The following is a 16,837-nucleotide window of genomic DNA, read 5'->3' as shown; positions in this document are numbered from 1 at the left end:
TCCGCCTATTCGCCTGAGACGCCGCGGCTGATCGGCGAGATGAACGGCGTGCTCCAGGTGCCGCCGACGAAGAATGACGACTGGTTGGATCCCTGCTGGCCATTGACCGGTGCCGCTGCCGGGTCGGCCTGGGTGACACCCCCCGAAAGCGCCAGCCCGCGTCCGCCGTAAGAGGCGATGCCGGACAGCCAGACCTTGTATTTCGCCGAATTGGCCTCGGCCTTGTCCAGCCTTGCCACACCCTTCGAGATGGTGGCCTTGAGCTCGGCGCCGTCCATCGGCAGTGTCCCGTCCGAGACGTCGTCGAGCGCGAAGAAGCCGCCCTGTTCCGTGTGCTTCAGAAATGCCGGCAAATTGAGCCCGCTCAGCGCGCCAGGCCCGAACGTCGCAGAGACCGAGCCGTCCGCGTTCTCGAAGATCGAGTCCCAGGATTTGCCCGGCCCTTTGAGAATGACCGAGACAGTGCCGGTGCTGGCCGGCACCAGCCGCGTCATTCCGGCCGCGGTGCCGAAAGCGGCGCCGTCAATGTCGGAGGCGAGCAGCCGGATCTCGACCTGCGAGCCCTCCGGTTTGCGGTCGAAACGCAGGCTACTTTGCACGTTGCCGCCAAAGGCCGACGCATCGGAGATATCGAAGACGGCAAGCCCGTTCTTCACCTGCGCCGTGGCGGCGACGTCGGCAAGCTGGATTGCGCCGGCCGAGGCATGCGCCGCTGACAGCCTCAGATCGAGATTGATCCGGTCGGCGAAGCTGGTGTCGATTTCGCCGGGACCGGTCTCGCCGGTCGGCGCCAGCGGCGTGAAGGCCGAAAACAGCGACCTGAGGTCGAGCGTATCAAAGGCGAGTGTGCCTGATATCACCGGCAAGGCGTCGCCGAACGAAAAATCCAGCGCCCCCATTCCCGGGTTGTTGTCGAGCGTCACCGCGGTGTTTTCGAATTTGACGCGGCCGGCGGTCGCCGTGATCTTGCTCGAAATCGAGACCGAACCGATCGCCGTACCAGGAGCAATGCCGGCCTGCGACCATTCCAGCACGCGCCGCAGCGAGGGCGCGGCGAATTTCGCCTGGCCATCGAAATAGGCGTTTTGCGACATGCTGGCCGTGCCGTCGAACGAGAAGCTGGCCGGCGCTGCCTTGAACGAAAACGTGACCGGTGCGGGGCCGCCGGCAAACAGCACCAGCGGCTTGGGCGAGGCGGCATCGACGGTGACGCTCTCGCCGCGCCAGATTCCGGTCGCCGACAAGGTCGCGTTGCTGTTCATCGCTGCCCAGCTCGCCTGGCCGGACAGGCTGGTCAGCAATTCGACGTCCTTGCCGCCGACGGAGGCGACCATGCGGCCGTCCCTGAATTCCACGGTGCCGAACGGATCGGCGGGCAGCTTGCTCAGATCCGGCTTCGTCGGATCGGCGTTGACCACGCCGCGCGCCGTGTCGATGGAGCGGGTGATGCGTCCGCCCGTTGGTATGGCGGGCAGGAATATGCCGTTTGCGGCGCGCTGGACCCGGATCGTCGGCCGCACCAGCCGCGCCGTCGAAAACACCACATCGCCCTGCAGCGCCGCCATGGCCGAAAGGTCGACCTCGACCCGTTCGGCCTCGATCACCGGCGGCGCGTCGGTCTCGGTCCACTGCGACAGCGTGACGTCGCTCAATATGGCGCGGAACTTCGGCCACACCTCGATGCGCGGCGAACCGGCGATGGTGACCCTGAATCCGCTCCACGCGCTCATCTCCCAGGCAATGCGATCGCGCACGATCCGGGTCGAGGCAATCAGCGGCAGAGCGGCGACGACCAGCGCGATGACGAGCACGGCAACGCCGATCGCCCATATTCCGCGCCGGATCAAAGGTGATGGCATATTGCGCCGGTTGCTTTCATTCCGATAAAAATCGCCTGACGGGTGTAACCGCCAGTTGTCACCACGCCTTCCAGTCGTCACTACGACTTAGGGCTGAGGCATTTCAAGTCTTTATGGCCCGGCGATGGCAATTGCGCACACATGGCCGAGTTTAGCGGAACAAAATCTTGCTCTGCCGCACGGTGGTAGGCATAAGCGATGCAGCTTCAGCCTGCTACGAGGCGCGGCGTTTTTGGGACAGCGCGCCTGTAAAGCTGAGGCTAGTGCATGTCGCCCGGAAGAGTGCAGCGGTTCCGGGACAACGACGTGCATCAAAACAAAAGCATATCTATCTTGCGACGCGACGGGCTTCAAGGAGGATCGATAATGGCTGCCGAAGCACCGCTCTGGACCCCGACGCAAGACCAGATCGACGCAGCACCACTGACCGCGTTCATGAAGGCAGCAGCGGCCAAAAGCGGCACATCCTTCGCCTCCTACGCCGAACTGCACCGCTGGTCGGTCGAGGATCGCGAGGGCTTCTGGAGCCTGCTGTGGGACTTTTGCGGCATTGTCGGCGACAAAGGGACCGATGCGGGCGAGCCCGTGCTCGTCGATGGCGACAAGATGCCCGGCGCATCGTTCTTTCCCGAAGCGACACTGAACTTCGCCGAGAACCTGCTGAAGAAGACCGGTTCCGGTGACGCGATCGTCTTTCGCGGCGAGGACAAGATCGAGCGGCGGCTGTCGTGGAGCGAACTGCACCAGCTGACCTCGCGCTTTCAGCAGCTTTTCCTGTCGCTCAAGGTGAAAAAGGGCGACCGCATCGCGGCGATGATGCCCAACATGCCGGAAACCGTCGCCGCCATGCTGGCGGCCGCCTCCATCGGCGCGGTCTGGTCGTCCTGTTCCCCCGATTTCGGCGAGCAGGGCGTGCTCGACCGTTTCGGCCAGATCGAGCCGGTCATATTCATTGCGCCGGACGGCTATTGGTACAATGGCAAGGCAATCGAGGTAGCCGACAAGATCGCTGCCGTTGCGGCGAAGCTCGAAACCGTCCGCAAGGTCCTGATCGTCGACTATCTCGGTACCTCGCGCGATATCGCAGCGATCATCGACAAGGCCGTGGCGCTCGAAGAGGCGCTGTTACCCTTTACCGCCAAAGCGGTCACGTTCGAGCGGCTGCCGTTCGCGCATCCGCTCTACATCCTGTTCTCGTCAGGTACCACCGGCATTCCCAAATGCATCGTCCATTCGGCCGGCGGCACGCTGGTCCAGCATGTCAAGGAACACCGGCTGCATGCCGGACTCATCGAAGGCGACCGCTTCTTCTACTTCACCACCTGCGGCTGGATGATGTGGAACTGGCTGGTGTCGGGCCTGGCCTCGGGCGCCACGCTGCTGCTCTATGACGGCTCGCCCTTCCACCCCGACGGCAATGTGCTGTTCAGCTTCGCAGATGCCGAGAAGATGACCTTTTTCGGCACCTCGGCCAAATTCATCGATTCCGTACGCAAGGCCGGGCTCAAGCCGATCCGCAGCCATGATCTGTCGAGTGTGCGGGCTATTTCCTCCACCGGCTCACCGTTGTCGCCGGAGGATTTCCGCTTCGTCTATGACGGCATCAAGAAGGACGTACATCTCGCCTCGGTTTCCGGCGGCACCGACATCGTCTCCTGTTTCGTGCTCGGCGTACCGACGCAACCGGTCTGGACCGGCGAGATCCAGGGTCCCGGCCTCGGCCTTGCCGTCGATGTATGGGACGATGACGGCAAGCCGATCCGCGAGCAAAAGGGTGAGCTGGTCTGCACAAAAGCGTTCCCGTCGATGCCGATCGGCTTCTGGAACGATCCTGAGGGCAAGAAATACCAGGCCGCCTATTTCGAGCGCTTCGACAATGTTTGGTGCCACGGCGACTTCGCCGAATGGACCGCGCATGGCGGCATGATCATCCACGGCCGTTCCGACGCGACGCTCAATCCGGGCGGTGTGCGCATCGGCACGGCGGAGATCTACAATCAGGTCGAACAGATGCCGGAGATCCTTGAGGCGCTGTGCATCGGTCAGGATTTCGACAATGACGTCCGCGTCGTGCTGTTCGTGCGGCTGGCCGCCGGCGTGACGCTGGACGAGGATCTGGAAAAGCGCATTCGTTCCAAGATCCGCAGCGGCGCCAGCCCGCGCCACGTGCCGGCAAGGATCGTCGCCGTCAGCGACATTCCGCGCACCAAATCGGGCAAGATCACCGAGCTTGCAGTGCGCGACGTGGTGCATGGCCGCGCCATCAAGAACAAGGAAGCGTTGGCCAATCCAGAGGCGCTGGAGCTGTTCAGGAACCTGCCGCAGCTGGCTGAGTGACGCGGCCGGGATGGTTAACCAGATATGTCGGTCGAATTTACCTAGATTTCATGAGTGGTACACATTCGTAAATTTTTTGGACGGCCGGTAAGGAGTTGTTAAGGCCCGGCGTCGATAGTCGCACGTAACTTGAGGGAGAAATCCCGTTCCTCGTCCCCTGAGGATCAGATTCGCTCAAGCCCCCGTTGTGACAGCAAATCCCATTTAAGGCGTCCTGTTGGACGCCTTTTCTTTGTCCGGGATTCTCGCCCGGGAATGGCCGGCCTATTCGGCCAGCACCCGCGTCGACGGGAAGGCGACCTCGACCAGCGTCCCTTCGCCCGGCGTCGAGGTGATGGTGAAGCGGGCGCGGTTGGCTTCCACCATCGCCTTGGTCAGCGGCAGGCCGAGACCGGTGCCGTCGCCACGCCCGCGCTTCAGCGCATTGATCTGCTTGAATGGCTTCAGCGCCTGCTCGATCTCGGCATGGCTCATGCCAATGCCGGTATCGCGCACCCGCATGACAACGTCGCCGGAGGTTTCATAGGCGGTCGACACGATCACCTGTCCGCCGGCTTGCGTATAGCGAATGGCGTTGGACAGGATGTTGAGCGCGATCTGGCGCACGCTTCTGAGGTCGGCGACGACTTCTGGCAGTCGCGAGGCGAAGCTGGAGCGAATGATGACACGCTCGCGGTTGGCCTGCGGCTGCATCATCGCCACCGTCTCGGCCAGCGTATCGTTGAGCGACACCGCCTCGTAGTCCATTTCCTGCTGGCCGGCCTCGATCTTCGAAATGTCGAGGAGGTCATTGACGAGATCGAGCACATGGTTGCCCGAGCGGTTGATGTCTCTGAGATAGTCGCGGTAGCGGTCATTGGCTACCGGGCCGAACTTCTCGTCCACCATCAGCTCGGAAAAGCCGATAATGGCGTTGAGCGGCGTGCGGATCTCGTGGCTGATGCGGGCGAGGAAATCGGTCTTCTGCGAGGAGGCGCGCTCGGCCACCGCGCGCGCCTGGGTCAGATCCTCTTCGGCCCGCTTCCACTGCGTGATGTCGCGCACCACGGCGCAGAAGCCGCTGTCATTGGGCAGCCTGCCGATGGTCATGAACAGCGGGATGAAGCGCCCTTGCGCCTCGCGCCCGATCACCTCGCGGCCATCGTTCATCACACTCGCCACGCCGGGCTCGGACAGGCCGTTCAGATAGTCGCGCGCCGCGCGCTGGCTTTCGATGGCAAACAGCGAGGCGAACGGTTTACCGGTGACGTCGTCGCTGTCGAAGCCGAACAGCGCCTCGGCCGGCCGGCTGATCGAGCGGATGTCGCCGTCGCGGCCGATCAACACCACACCATCGGTCGCGGTGTCGATGATGGTGCGCATCTCGGCAATGCGCGCTTTGAGTTCGGAGACATCGGGCTGCGTCTGCTCCTCGGCTGCGAGATGCGCAACCATCGGCGGCTCGTTATCGCCGGTACGTCGCACCACCAGCATCAGCGCCTTGCCGGCGCGCCACGGCACCGAACGCAAAATGGCTTCGATCGGAAATTCCTGGCCCTCGCGCGTCTTCAGTTTGAGTGTGTGGTCGCTTTCGCCGGCCATTTCTGAATAGGGATCGGCAAACAGCGCGTCGAGCCCGCCGGCGTCGCTCAGGTCCTCAAGCGTGTCATAGCCGGTCAGGCCGAGGAATTCCTCATTGGCGTAATGAAGCTCGTCGCCCGAATGGATGAGCAGCGGCACCGGCAGCTTGCCGAGGATCGACGTGTCAGGGGCCTTGTGTTCATCTCCGGCCGAGAATGCCGAAGGCATGAACCCCTCAAGCTTGAGCGGCGGCACTTTCAGGCGCTGTGGTTCTGCCGGCACTGTGTCCGCATCGCCGGCCTTGTCCCCGTCTTCCACGGCCGAGTCAGTCGCCTCGTCGGACGGCGCCCAATCCTCATTGTCCTCGGCATCGCGGAAATCGGCCGACGTCATGCTGTCGTCTTCACCGGCATTGGCCGGCGTCTCGGCAACAACCGGCTGTGGCTCTGAGGCCTCCACGATCTCTTGGGCTTGCGTATCATCCGGTTCGGAAGCCGGCGCAGGTTCGTCGTTGGACGACGTTGCTTCCGTACTGTTTTCGGTGACGGAGCCTGGTTCGGGATCGGCATAGTCGAGCAGGGAGCGCGACACTGTCGGCGCCTTCGCCTCGCCTGCTTCGCCGTCCGCAAGGCCGTCGTCCGGCTGCTCGCCGTCAAGCCGCGCGAGATCCTTTTCGTCCTCGGCATCGCTTTCCGGCGGTTCGGCCTCAGCCGTTTCATTTTCGGGTGCGGTTGCCGATGGTTCAGCCAGGGCAGCCGGGCCGGCTTCGCCCGGACTCGAGAACTCGGCGGGCCGCCGGGCTGGCGCGGCTGTTTCAGCCTGGTTCGCCTCGACACGATCCGGCTTGAGCTCATCTGCCTTGGCCTGGTCTGGCGTTACCTGATCCGGATTGGCCGGTTCGGCCTGCTTGGCAGTCTCCGGCTGCTCCGGCGGGGGATTGTCCCTCTTCAGCCGCTCGCCGATTTCGCGGAAAGCGCTGCGCTCCAGCGTCGACAGGCCCCTCTCGCTTGTCGGCTGCTTGTCGTTGGCGGGCTGCCGATGCTCGGCCAGCCGGATGACCTTGTCGGCAAAACGACGTTCCTGCTTCGGCACGATGGTCAGCGCCGGCACTTCGCCCTCGAACGGATCGGCCGCCTTGGGAGCTTCCGCCACGGGCTGTTCCGGGGCCGGCTCAGCTGCTGCCGCTGGCGCGCCATTGGGGACCAGCGCCATGCCGATTGCTTCCGGATCGACCACCGCATCGCCGGCGCGGGCGACGCCGAAACCACGAAAACCTTCGAAGGCGCGGCTGCGGCCATAGACAGGCAGTGCTGCCAGATCGACCGGTATCTTCAGGTCGGAGCCGGCAACCGGCCACAGTACCGAGCGGCCCGACCAGGTGTCGCGCCGTTCAAGCAGGCCCGCGATCTCGCCCGAGGCGTCGAGGCCGAAAGTTGTCGCGACGTCCTTGAAGCGGCGGCCGATCACGTCGGCGGCGGCTTTGCCGACAATGTCGCCGAATTCCGGCGACAGCGCGCTGAACTTGCCGTCGGCGTCGGTGCGCCAGACGAAGCGCAGCGGCGGCGCCGAGCGGTCGACCTCACGTTTGGCGGGAGGCGTAGCCGGTGGGGCTGCGTCAGACGGCAGGGCGGGCGCAGCGGCACTGCTGTCCAACTGCGCACTCTCGGCCGGGGAAACAGAGTCCGGCTCGGCCTGCGCCGGGCTGTCCGGCTCGCCGGCCTGCGGCTCTTCGCCGGCATGGAAGTACCAATGATCATGTTGCGCCGGCGCGCTGTCATTCGCCGCCTGCTCGCGGCCGGTCGTCTGCTCGCGATGGTCCGCCTTTGTATCGGTTGACGCCGAAGCATCATGCTCGGTGGCAGCCGGACCTGTCTCCCCGACATCAGGCGCGGCCGCGAGTGGGGCGCCCTGATTCCCGCTTGCGGGGGGGTGGTCAGCCACCGCATCCACCGTTACCGCGTTCTCCGCGGCGGCTTGCGCCGGGCCATCGTCGACCTGCGCTGCAGCAGGTTCGGCATCCAGCTCGCCGACAGGATTTTCCTCACCGAGCTGATCCTCGTCGATGACCACCAGCAGATGCCTGGACTCGGTCAGGCGCGCGAAGCCGGCCGGATAGGACGTGGCGCCGCCGGGGACCAGCCGCTTGACGATGCGGTCGTCCTGGCTCGCCACGTCGGCGACAAGCGCGGCCAGCGTCTCAGGCCGGATGGCGAGCGCGCCAAAGCCATCCGAAGCCGCCTCGACAGTGCCGGCGGCGTCGACAAAGGCGATGAAATGGCCGTCTTCGGTAAAGCCGCTGATCGCGCGGGCCGCAATGTCGGCAGCACTGCGCGAGCCGGCCTGCGCTGCCGGCACCACCAGCATGATGGCGCTTTCGCCGTCCGGCATAGTCACCGCACTGGCCAGGAAGCCGACGGCGCGGCTGGTGATGCCGGTCGCCAGCCGTACCGTAATGGCGCGGTCGCTGCCGATCTGCGGGAAGCCCGCGGTCGCCATGATCTGACGCCTGGCGATCAGCGGCAGCTGTGCCGAGGCGCCGATGATGGCCTCGATGTCGGGATAGCCGAACACCGCAGCGCCCGGGCCGTTGGCCCAGATCACCTGTTCGAGGTCGGCCGACAGAATCGCGATCGCGTCGCCGGCGGCGAAGCGCTGGCGAACCGCATCAAGCACGGCGACATCGAGGAAAGAGTAGTTCTCGGAAGGCATGCGCTTGGCGGACCCTTTCGGTGAAACCTCTTGGCGAACCCCTCTTGGCGAACCTACAAGGCGGGCAATTTGCAGTTAACGCTTTGTTAATAAAAGCCCGCGCGGCGAAGGTCCACAAGCCATGGCGGGAAGCAGGTGGAATCTCTGGCCACTTGGTTAACAGCCTCTCGGAATGTCCCTGGATAACCTCTTGGGTGACGCATGGGAAGAAATTTATGGTGCACTGCAACAAAGATATTGCATCGCACAAAAAAACCGCTATATTGCCATCATACATGAACGAGACGGCTTTTTGTCAAAGCCGCTACCCCGAAAGGATGGAAAATGACCAAGGCCAAGACCGCTGAGACCATCGAAAACGTCGAATTCCCGAGCTTCGACGCTTCCAAGGCAACCGATCAGATCCGCGCTTTCGCCGAAAAGGGCGTCGAGCAGTCGAAGGAAGCCTACTCCAAGCTGAAGACCGGCGCCGAAGAGACCCAGAAAGTCCTGGAATCGACCTTCGAGACTGCCAAGACCGTTTCCAGCGACCTGTCGCTCAAGACCATCGCCGCTCTGCGCGCCAATGCCGAAGCCGGCTTCTCGCATCTCGAGGCCCTCATCGGCGCCAAGTCGCTGTCGGAAGTGGTCGAACTGCAGACCGCCTTCCTGCGCAAGCGCGTCGAGACCACGGTCGAGCAGGCCAAGGACTTCCAGGCTGTTGCTTCGAAGGCTGCCGAAGACGTCTCCAAGCCGGTCAAGACCGCTTTCGAGAAGGCCCTGAAGGACATCAAAGCCGCCTAATAATTGCGCACAACTCTGCGATGCATCAAAACGTCGCATTTCGTCAGACAAATAGGTGTGCGATAGAGTTGTCCAAATGAATACCCGGCGAGTGGAACCTCCTCCCTCTGCTCTCCGGGGTGACCAGCCAGCACCTCCTCCCGCTGGCTCGTAACAGGAAAAGGCCGGCACCTCCTCCCGCCGGCCTTTTTCTTTTGCCGAAGAAACCGGCGCCTGTTGGCGGAACCGGCTTTGCCTTATCAAAGGCCTTGAATTAGTCTCTGATAGACCGTATTGGACGCATCGCCGAACGACAGAGCGGATCTCGGAGAAAGAATTTTCACCACGATCTGGCTCAGGCGAACGTGCCGTTGTAGCTCAGATGGTTAGAGCGCCGGATTGTGGATCCGGAGGTCGCTGGTTCGATCCCAGCCAACGGTACCATCAATCTTCCCACTAAGTATCTGAACCAATTAAAGAATTTTGCCGAATCACCTGTTGCGCTTGCGCGTCAGCGGCGTTTTGTGATACATAATGTGATACATATTGTGACACAAAAGCTGTGTTGAGCGCATGGGCAGGCGACGCGAGGAGCATGATCCCGACCGCTTCCTACAACTCAGGGGCGATCACTTCCACTACCGACGTCGGGTGCCAAAAGAGGTCAGGCATCTTGACGAACGGGGTGAGTTTGTCCGCCGCGCCCTCGATGCCACTGAGCGCGTAAAAGCGCGCACGGCCCGCGACATTCACGAGGCAGCCGACAATGCCTTGTGGGCTTCGCTGATGCTGGGTGAAAACCCAAAGGCGGCGCGGGCCCGATATAGCCAGGCGATCAAGCGCGCCGAATCACTGGGATTCGTCTATCGGCCGCTTGCCGAGATTCTGGTCGCCGAGCCGCTCGATACGATCCTGCAAAGGATCGAAAGCACGATCGGAGAACCCGCCAAATCAACGTCGGTCGACGCGGCCGGCGGTGCAGTTGCTCGCCCTGACGACAGGATATCAGACGCTCTAAAGCTCTATTTCGACGAAATTGCCCGCGACGAAATCCGTTCCAAAAGCCCCGACCAGAAAAAGCGCTGGAAGGCAAAGCGTCAGATGAGCGTCGATGTGTTTATCAGCCTGGTCGACGACAAGCCAATAGGTGAGATCACACGCGACGACGCACGAGTTGTGCACAAATACTGGCTGGATCGAATCGCTCCCCAAACTGGCAGGGCAGACAGGTCGGCGTCGACCGGCAACCGAAACATGGGGAACCTGAGAACTCTCTATGCCGATTACTACCGCCATCTCGGTTTCCCCGAACAGAAAAACCCCTTCGCCGATCTCTCATTTAGCGACAAGTCTAAGCGCAGCCGACCGCCATTCCCGACGGACTGGATTCGGGACAAGATTTTTGCGCCTGGTGCGCTCGCAACGCTTAACGAGCAGGCGCGCGGAATCGTACTTGCCTTTGCGGAGACAGGCGCGAGACCAAGCGAACTTGCCAACTTGCATGCCGGGGTTATCAATCTCGATCACGATGTGCCGCACATCTCGGTCGAACCTCGCGACGACCCTGATGATCCGCGAGAGATCAAAACCGCCTCGTCAGTGCGCAAAGTGCCACTGGTTGGTGTGGCGCTAGAGGTGTTCAAGAGACATCCAAATGGCTTCCCACGATACAAAGATCGCGAAGCTTCGCTGTCGGGCCTGCTTAACAAGCACTTCAAGAGCCAAGGATTGTTTCCCACCGACGATCACACCGTCTATTCGCTGCGCCATTCGTTCGAAGACCGTATGAAGAACGGCAGGCTGGACGAAGAGCTTCGGCGCATGCTGATGGGCCACAGGATAGACCGTCCGAAATATGGCGAGGGTGGCGACATGAGGATGTGGCGCGAAGAGCTTATGAGGATCGTGCTTCCGTTCGACCCTTCGATCGTGTGACGCGTTCGCGCACAGCCGCCATACGCTCCTCCTTCGCCATGTGGTCTCGCAGAGCACGTTCCAGATACTCATATAACGGCAGCCATACCTCACCTTGGTCCCCTCGCACCACAATGATCTCCGCGACGCGATCGAGTGCCCGCTCGATGCGCTCCGCGGTGACCGGTCGCGACGTGAGCGAACACCGCTTCACGGCTTTGGAATCCTGTAAGTCGATGACCTCAGCATGCCTCGGCCGTAATCCGGCCTTCAGCGCAGAGGAAGGGGTAACCTCAGTCCAAGCGGGAAATGGCGGCCCCGACGTACAAATAGGCGGTATTGTCCTGCTGTTTCAGGCGCCGGCCGTCGGGGGTTGGTAGCGAAAGAGCGCTACCGCCTTTCCCCCCACTCGGAAACCCCGCGATATTTCCTACGGTGTTGGGCGTAATGACCTGTACCAGTGGGCAGAGGCTAATCTGACTCGAAGCCGACGCCCGTTTCTATGACGCGAACAGCAGCTTTGCGCCTCGTGTCGTTCAATTTGCACGTCCGGACGTGCCCACCGAAAGCGATCATATCTCGCGGCCTCCACACACCAAATTGTGGAAAAGCAACCTTGGGTCGCCGGTGGAGACGTATTTACTCTATCAGCAACGGATACTATCGAGCACTTTGTGGCTGTTGATCGACTCTCCTGAGATCGAGCAATAGTCACCGTGGCTAACGAAGCTATTCATGGCCTGGGCGGGTATCGAGTTACCGAAGGTGGTGACGGCATACGAGGGGCATATAGAAAGTTTTCCGACCCTGTTGTTTTTTGATTCCGGATGCAGTGCGTCTCTCCGATTGGCGTCGTGAAGCCGGCTAGCCGCGAAGGGAGAATAAATTGATCGCTCCGCTCACGAAGCGCAAGAAGAAGGACGGAACGGTCTACGAGCGTCCTGAGCATATCGAGCGACTGCTAAGGGACCTACAAGGACTCCCGCGTGACCAGTTGTTCGAGCGTTCGCTGATACGTGATCGCTCCAATCCTCTGCATGTTCCCTCCGAGTGTCTCGTGCATTTCTTGCGTGCCTCTCGCTGCGACAACTCGGAGGCTTGGTTCGAACGGTTGTATAAGACCCTGCTCGACCGGGTTTCGCGTGCCATTCCCGGTTCTGACAGGCCTGGAAACACGACCTCGCTCACCCGCGCGCGCATACGCGAGAAGGCGATCGACCGCTTCATCGAACTCGTCTCCCAAGACCGCAAGTCGCCCGGTGACCATATGGATTTCTTCGAAGTGCGGTTCGACCTCGGCATAAAGCGACTCCGTCTGGATGCCCAGGAGCAGGCGTGGCGCGACGAGAACCGCAGCGTCGGCCTCGACGACGTCGACACTGCCATGGAAAACGACTCCGGCACCGTCGTGGTCGACCGGCTGGCCGAGGATTTTTCTTCCGATCCGCTTTTCCGCCGAAAGCTTTATGCGGCGATTGGTACCCTGCCACCGGAACAAAGCAGGACCATGCATTTGCTTCTCCAAGGTTGGCTTACTCACTCGAGCGATCCCGAAATCATGACCATCGCCAAGGCACTGAACTGTTCGGATCGTTCTGTTCGCAACTATAAAGAGCGGGCGCTCAAGACGCTCACGGCTCTGTTCAATCAAGGGGATGATCAATGACGGCCAACAATCCGCCCCTGGGCCTTCAGGACGTACTCGATGCATTCATGATGGAAGACGATCACGGATCCGAGGTGCTCGCCCGGTATGTACGCGAGTATCCACAATTCGCAGCGCAGCTTGTCGACTTCTCGATACTCGCGGCCAGCGACGATAGCGACGACCAGTGCGAACTTTCCGATATCGATAGGTCGAGGATCGACGCGGCTTGGATCGCGTTCTCGGCGATCGACACGAACGACACCCCAGTCTCCGATCCACTCGCAAAGCTAACTGGAGAAAAGGGAAGGTCCGTCGCGCATACTCTCGGCGTTCCACGTCAGGTCGTGACTTGTTTCAGGGAACACAAGGTAATCGCAACGAGTGTTCCGGATGACGTTCTCCAGGTGTTCGCGGACGAGCTCCAGATCCCGATGGCCTACGTGATTGCGGCAATGAACCAGTCATTCTCAGGCTTCGGAGGGAGGCAGTTCAAGGCCGACGGCAAGCCGTCAGCCGGAGAACAGGTCAGCTTTGAGCAAGTCCTCATAGATGCCGGGGTTTCCGAAGCCGATCGATCAAGGCTTCTGTCCAGGGGAGAGTGAAATGGATTCGGTCGAGATCGCTCGAAGGACGGCCGCCGACCTGCACGGCTTCGCGGTCTCGAGGGGACTCGATCCCACCGATCCATACGAATTTGCAAAGGGCGCGGCAAGGGAGCGTGGCCTGAGTGTGGAGCACGCGGCTCCTGGATCGGCGAGCCTGAACGAGGGCCGTGCGACCTATATCCCGGAAGACGACCTCATCATCCACGAAGACAAGGGTTCCGCCTTTGACCGCGCGTTCCTGGTCGCTCACGAAATCGGCCATGCGGTACTCGGCGACAGGACCGTTGCGACCGCGAATGAAGTCGAGCCGACAAGAGCCGCGGAACCGTCTCCGGTCGGTATAGACCGCGTTGTCGACTACGGTCGCCGACAGCGGCGTGAGGTCCAGATGGACCTGTTTGCCAGAGAGCTTCTTCTGCCGCGACCTCTGATGCGTCGGATGCACCTTCAAGATGGCTTGACCGCTTCGCAAATCGCCGACCGCATGAAGGCTCCCTTCGACGTGGTCGCGCAGCAGCTGGTCGACGCGCTTCTGCTGCCTGTGATCGAACTGCAAGAAAAAGTGCGGCCGGCGGCCGACCTGAATGCTGAACAGGCGACCGCCGCGAAACACCGTGGGAAGGCCTATCTCCTAGAGGCGGGTCCGGGAACGGGCAAGACGCAGACGCTTACCGAGCGCGTGGTACAATTGATCGACGAGGGTGTGGACCCGCGTCGGATCCTCGTGCTCACCTACTCGAACAAGGCTGCAGGCGAGATGTCCGACCGTGTCGCAGCCAAGCGGCCGGACAAAGCCGCCGCGATGTGGATGGGCACGTTCCACGCCTTCGGACTAGACCTGATCCGCCGCTTCAACACTGAGTTCGGCGTGTCGGACAATCCCAGGATGATGGACCGCGTCGAAGCCGTCGAACTTCTCGAAGCAGAGTTTCCGAAGCTTTCGCTCGAGCATTACGTCGACCTTTATGACCCCACCCGCATGATAGGAGACATCCTTGCGGTCATATCCAGGGCGAAGGACGAGGTCGTAGGTCCGAAGCGCTACGAGAAACTGGCTCGGGACATGCTGGCGGCCTCCGCAGCCGCAGGCCAGAAGGATGAGGCAGCCGAAAAGGCGATGGAGGTCGCCCGTATCTACGAGCTCTACGAGACTTTGAAGAAAGACCGCGATGCGGTCGATTTCGGAGATTTGGTCGCGTTTCCCGTCCAGCTGCTAGAAGCACGTCCGGAGATCGCCGCGCAACTTCAGGGCCTGTACGATCATATCCTCGTCGACGAATACCAGGACGTGAACCGTGCCAGCGTTCGGCTGCTGAGGGCCTTGTGCCCGGGCGGACACAATCTTTGGGTGGTAGGCGACGCCCGGCAGTCGATTTACAGGTTTCGCGGATCGTCTCCGGCAAGCACATCGAGGTTTGGCACTGCCGACTTTCCGGGCGGACGGTCGTCCCGGCTGCGGGTCAACTATCGCTCTACCGAAGAGATAGTCACCGCGTACTCCTCTTTTGCGAAGGAGATGACCGCCAGTAGGACGGACGCGTCCCTGCTTGCGCACCGCGGCGCCAGCGGAGAACCCATAGAACTCCATCTGCTGGACACTAAAGACAGGCTCTCCGCTGCCATCGCAGATGCGATCACCGAGAGGAACGAGGCCGGGGTTCAGTTCCGGGATCAGGCGGTCCTCTGCACCGGTAACGAGCGGCTCGGCGAAATCGCACGTGACCTCGAGCGGATGGGCATTCCTGTCCTGTTCCTTGGCAACTTGTTCGAGCGTCCCGAGGTCAAGGACCTGCTTTCGTTCCTTTCATTGTTGACCGACCGACGCGCTATGGGGCTGCTCCGGATCGGCTGCACTCCCGAGTTCCCGATGTCGCTCGAGGACGTCGGCGCGCTCTTCGAGGAGTTGCGTGATGACAATCCGGCTCCCATGTCCTGGCTCCAGACAAGAGCCGTCGCCACGATGTCGCCGACCTCGCGCGAGTCCTTAAAGCTCTTGAAAGACGCTCTCGAAGGATTCGATGCCAAAAGCTCGCCGTGGCATGTGCTGGCAACGATCCTGCTGGACCGCACGAGGATTGCGGCGAGGATTGCCGACGCGACCTCCGTAGTCGAACGGGCTAAGGGGGTCGCCATATGGCAACTACTGAATTTCTTACGGGTCCAGCAAAGCGGGAAGGGCCAGGCGGTTCCCCGTCTGTTGGATCGGATAAGGGTCCTGATGGCGATCGGCGACGATCGCGATCTGCGGCAACTGCCAGCCGCGGCGCAAGGGCTCGACGCCGTGCGCCTGATGACGATCCACGGTTCCAAGGGACTGGAGTTCGACTGTGTGCATCTTCCCGGGCTCAGCAGGGATACGCTTCCTGGCAACATCAAGGTCCCTCAATGCATCCCGCCGGACGGCATGATCGGCGATATTGCCGGAACCGTCGAGGAGGCGCTTCGGCAGGGAGATGCGGAGGAGCGCGAGTGTCTCTTCTATGTGGCGGCGTCTCGCGCACGCGATCGGCTCTTGCTGTACGCTGTTACCCAAAGGGCTGATGGAGCCAGCAGGCCCGCTTCGCCTTTCCTGTCCAGACTGGGAAGCGGCATCGTTACCAGCAGGCCATCACCGAAACTATCGCTTCCATTGGCTCCGGAGATAGTTCCGGTCGCGCTAACGGTAACCGGACCGATGCGGCTGAAAGACTCGCAGATAACGATGCTGGACAAGGACAAGTGCAGGCGGCGGTTCCTCTACACCCACGTCCTCGGCATCGGCGGGCGGCGCACGGAGTCCGATTTCATGAGGATGCACGAAGCGACTAGGACCGTGATCCGTGCCGTCGTCCGTGATCGCCTCGATATTGACCGCGACGAGGATCTCAATTCTGCCGTGCGGTGGGCTTGCAACGAACAGGGGCTCGACGAAGGCCAACAGGCGCTCTGTGCCATCGCTGTCCGTCTCGTGAGGGCGTTCAGGCAAGGTCGAAGCCTTCATCGACATGAGGTTCCCGACGATCTGGTACTGTCAGTCGGAGGTGACGAGGTCACATTCAGGCCCGATGACGTCGTGATCACCGCTGCGGGGAAGCGCCTTTATCGACGTGTTCAAACGGGCGTCTTCCGAAAGACCGACATGACTAACCTCAGTGCCGCTTTGGCTGTACTGGCGATCAACGACAAGGCCGCGGGGTCAGAAGCTCAGGTGATCCATCTGACCGGCGACACCACTAATACTCTGTCATTCACGCCGCAGGTTCAGCGGAATCGTCGCGCTTCTCTCGTCGAAGCCATGTCGGATATCCGGGGAGGTTTATTTCCTTCCGCGCCAAGCCAGCGCGTCTGTCCGCGGTGTCCGGCGTTTTTCGTATGCGGATCGGTCCCAACCGGCACCCTGACCAAAAATCTTGGCGCGCCGATTCCGGTCTGACAATCCTCCACCGATTTTCCATCCGTAGCCG

At 61.7% G+C, this 16,837-nt stretch carries 8 protein-coding genes and 1 tRNA gene; 7 read left to right on the top strand and 2 right to left on the bottom strand.

Annotated elements, in window-relative coordinates; translation table 11 throughout:
• Nucleotides 1–5: 5 nt before the first annotated feature.
• Nucleotides 6–1,859, bottom strand: coding sequence for an AsmA family protein (locus tag NKI31_RS12870; protein WP_352651758.1), 1,854 nt, complete (start codon nucleotides 1,857–1,859; stop codon nucleotides 6–8).
• A gap of 366 nt (nucleotides 1,860–2,225) precedes the next feature.
• Here NKI31_RS12870 and NKI31_RS12865 point away from each other — a divergent pair, with 366 nt between their 5' ends.
• On the top strand, nucleotides 2,226–4,196 hold the full coding sequence (locus NKI31_RS12865) for an acetoacetate--CoA ligase (RefSeq protein WP_352651757.1): 1,971 nt from the start codon (nucleotides 2,226–2,228) through the stop codon (nucleotides 4,194–4,196).
• A 264-nt stretch (nucleotides 4,197–4,460) separates the two neighbouring features.
• On the opposite strand, the gene NKI31_RS12860 is transcribed toward NKI31_RS12865, so the two are convergent.
• Entirely contained in the window at nucleotides 4,461–8,465 is a 4,005-nt protein-coding gene (locus NKI31_RS12860; RefSeq protein WP_352651756.1) for a PAS domain S-box protein, read from the bottom strand.
• A 324-nt stretch (nucleotides 8,466–8,789) separates the two neighbouring features.
• On the opposite strand from NKI31_RS12860, the gene NKI31_RS12855 reads away from it, so the two are divergent.
• The 6 genes from NKI31_RS12855 (at nucleotide 8,790) to NKI31_RS12830 (ending at nucleotide 16,806) form a co-directional block, all read left to right on the top strand.
• Nucleotides 8,790–9,248, top strand: coding sequence for a phasin (locus NKI31_RS12855; RefSeq protein WP_023669330.1), 459 nt, complete (start codon nucleotides 8,790–8,792; stop codon nucleotides 9,246–9,248).
• A gap of 346 nt (nucleotides 9,249–9,594) precedes the next feature.
• Nucleotides 9,595–9,671: transfer RNA gene (locus NKI31_RS12850), tRNA-His, on the top strand.
• Between the two features lie 129 nt (nucleotides 9,672–9,800).
• Complete coding sequence (locus NKI31_RS12845; protein ID WP_352651755.1) at nucleotides 9,801–11,162, top strand: integrase; 1,362 nt, start codon at nucleotides 9,801–9,803, stop codon at nucleotides 11,160–11,162.
• A gap of 865 nt (nucleotides 11,163–12,027) precedes the next feature.
• Nucleotides 12,028–12,807, top strand: a complete 780-nt coding sequence (locus tag NKI31_RS12840; RefSeq protein WP_352651754.1) for a DNA-binding response regulator — start codon at nucleotides 12,028–12,030, stop codon at nucleotides 12,805–12,807.
• Complete coding sequence (locus NKI31_RS12835) at nucleotides 12,804–13,391, top strand: hypothetical protein (RefSeq protein WP_352651753.1); 588 nt, start codon at nucleotides 12,804–12,806, stop codon at nucleotides 13,389–13,391. Before NKI31_RS12840 ends, NKI31_RS12835 begins: the two co-directional genes overlap by 4 nt.
• A gap of 1 nt (nucleotide 13,392) precedes the next feature.
• The gene (locus NKI31_RS12830) at nucleotides 13,393–16,806 is read left to right on the top strand and encodes a UvrD-helicase domain-containing protein (RefSeq protein WP_352651752.1); all 3,414 of its coding nucleotides are present in this window, start codon (nucleotides 13,393–13,395) and stop codon (nucleotides 16,804–16,806) included.
• Nucleotides 16,807–16,837: the final 31 nt, after the last annotated feature.

It is taken from the genome of Mesorhizobium sp. M0659, assembly GCF_040320605.1.
In the GTDB taxonomy this organism is placed as follows: domain Bacteria; phylum Pseudomonadota; class Alphaproteobacteria; order Rhizobiales; family Rhizobiaceae; genus Mesorhizobium.
Note: the sequence above shows the minus strand (reverse complement) of the source record. Positions and strands in the feature narration are given on the sequence as shown.

Bases quoted from the DNA above. Each gene is read 5' to 3' on its own strand.
- NKI31_RS12865 (WP_352651757.1), top strand. From the start codon at position 2,226: ATGGCTGCCGAAGCACCGCTCTGGACCCCGACGCAAGACCAGATCGAC.
- NKI31_RS12860 (WP_352651756.1), bottom strand. From the start codon at position 8,465: ATGCCTTCCGAGAACTACTCTTTCCTCGATGTCGCCGTGCTTGATGCG.
- NKI31_RS12835 (WP_352651753.1), top strand. From the start codon at position 12,804: ATGACGGCCAACAATCCGCCCCTGGGCCTTCAGGACGTACTCGATGCA.
- NKI31_RS12845 (WP_352651755.1), top strand. From the start codon at position 9,801: ATGGGCAGGCGACGCGAGGAGCATGATCCCGACCGCTTCCTACAACTC.
- NKI31_RS12830 (WP_352651752.1), top strand. From the start codon at position 13,393: ATGGATTCGGTCGAGATCGCTCGAAGGACGGCCGCCGACCTGCACGGC.
- NKI31_RS12870 (WP_352651758.1), bottom strand. From the start codon at position 1,859: ATGCCATCACCTTTGATCCGGCGCGGAATATGGGCGATCGGCGTTGCC.
- NKI31_RS12855 (WP_023669330.1), top strand. From the start codon at position 8,790: ATGACCAAGGCCAAGACCGCTGAGACCATCGAAAACGTCGAATTCCCG.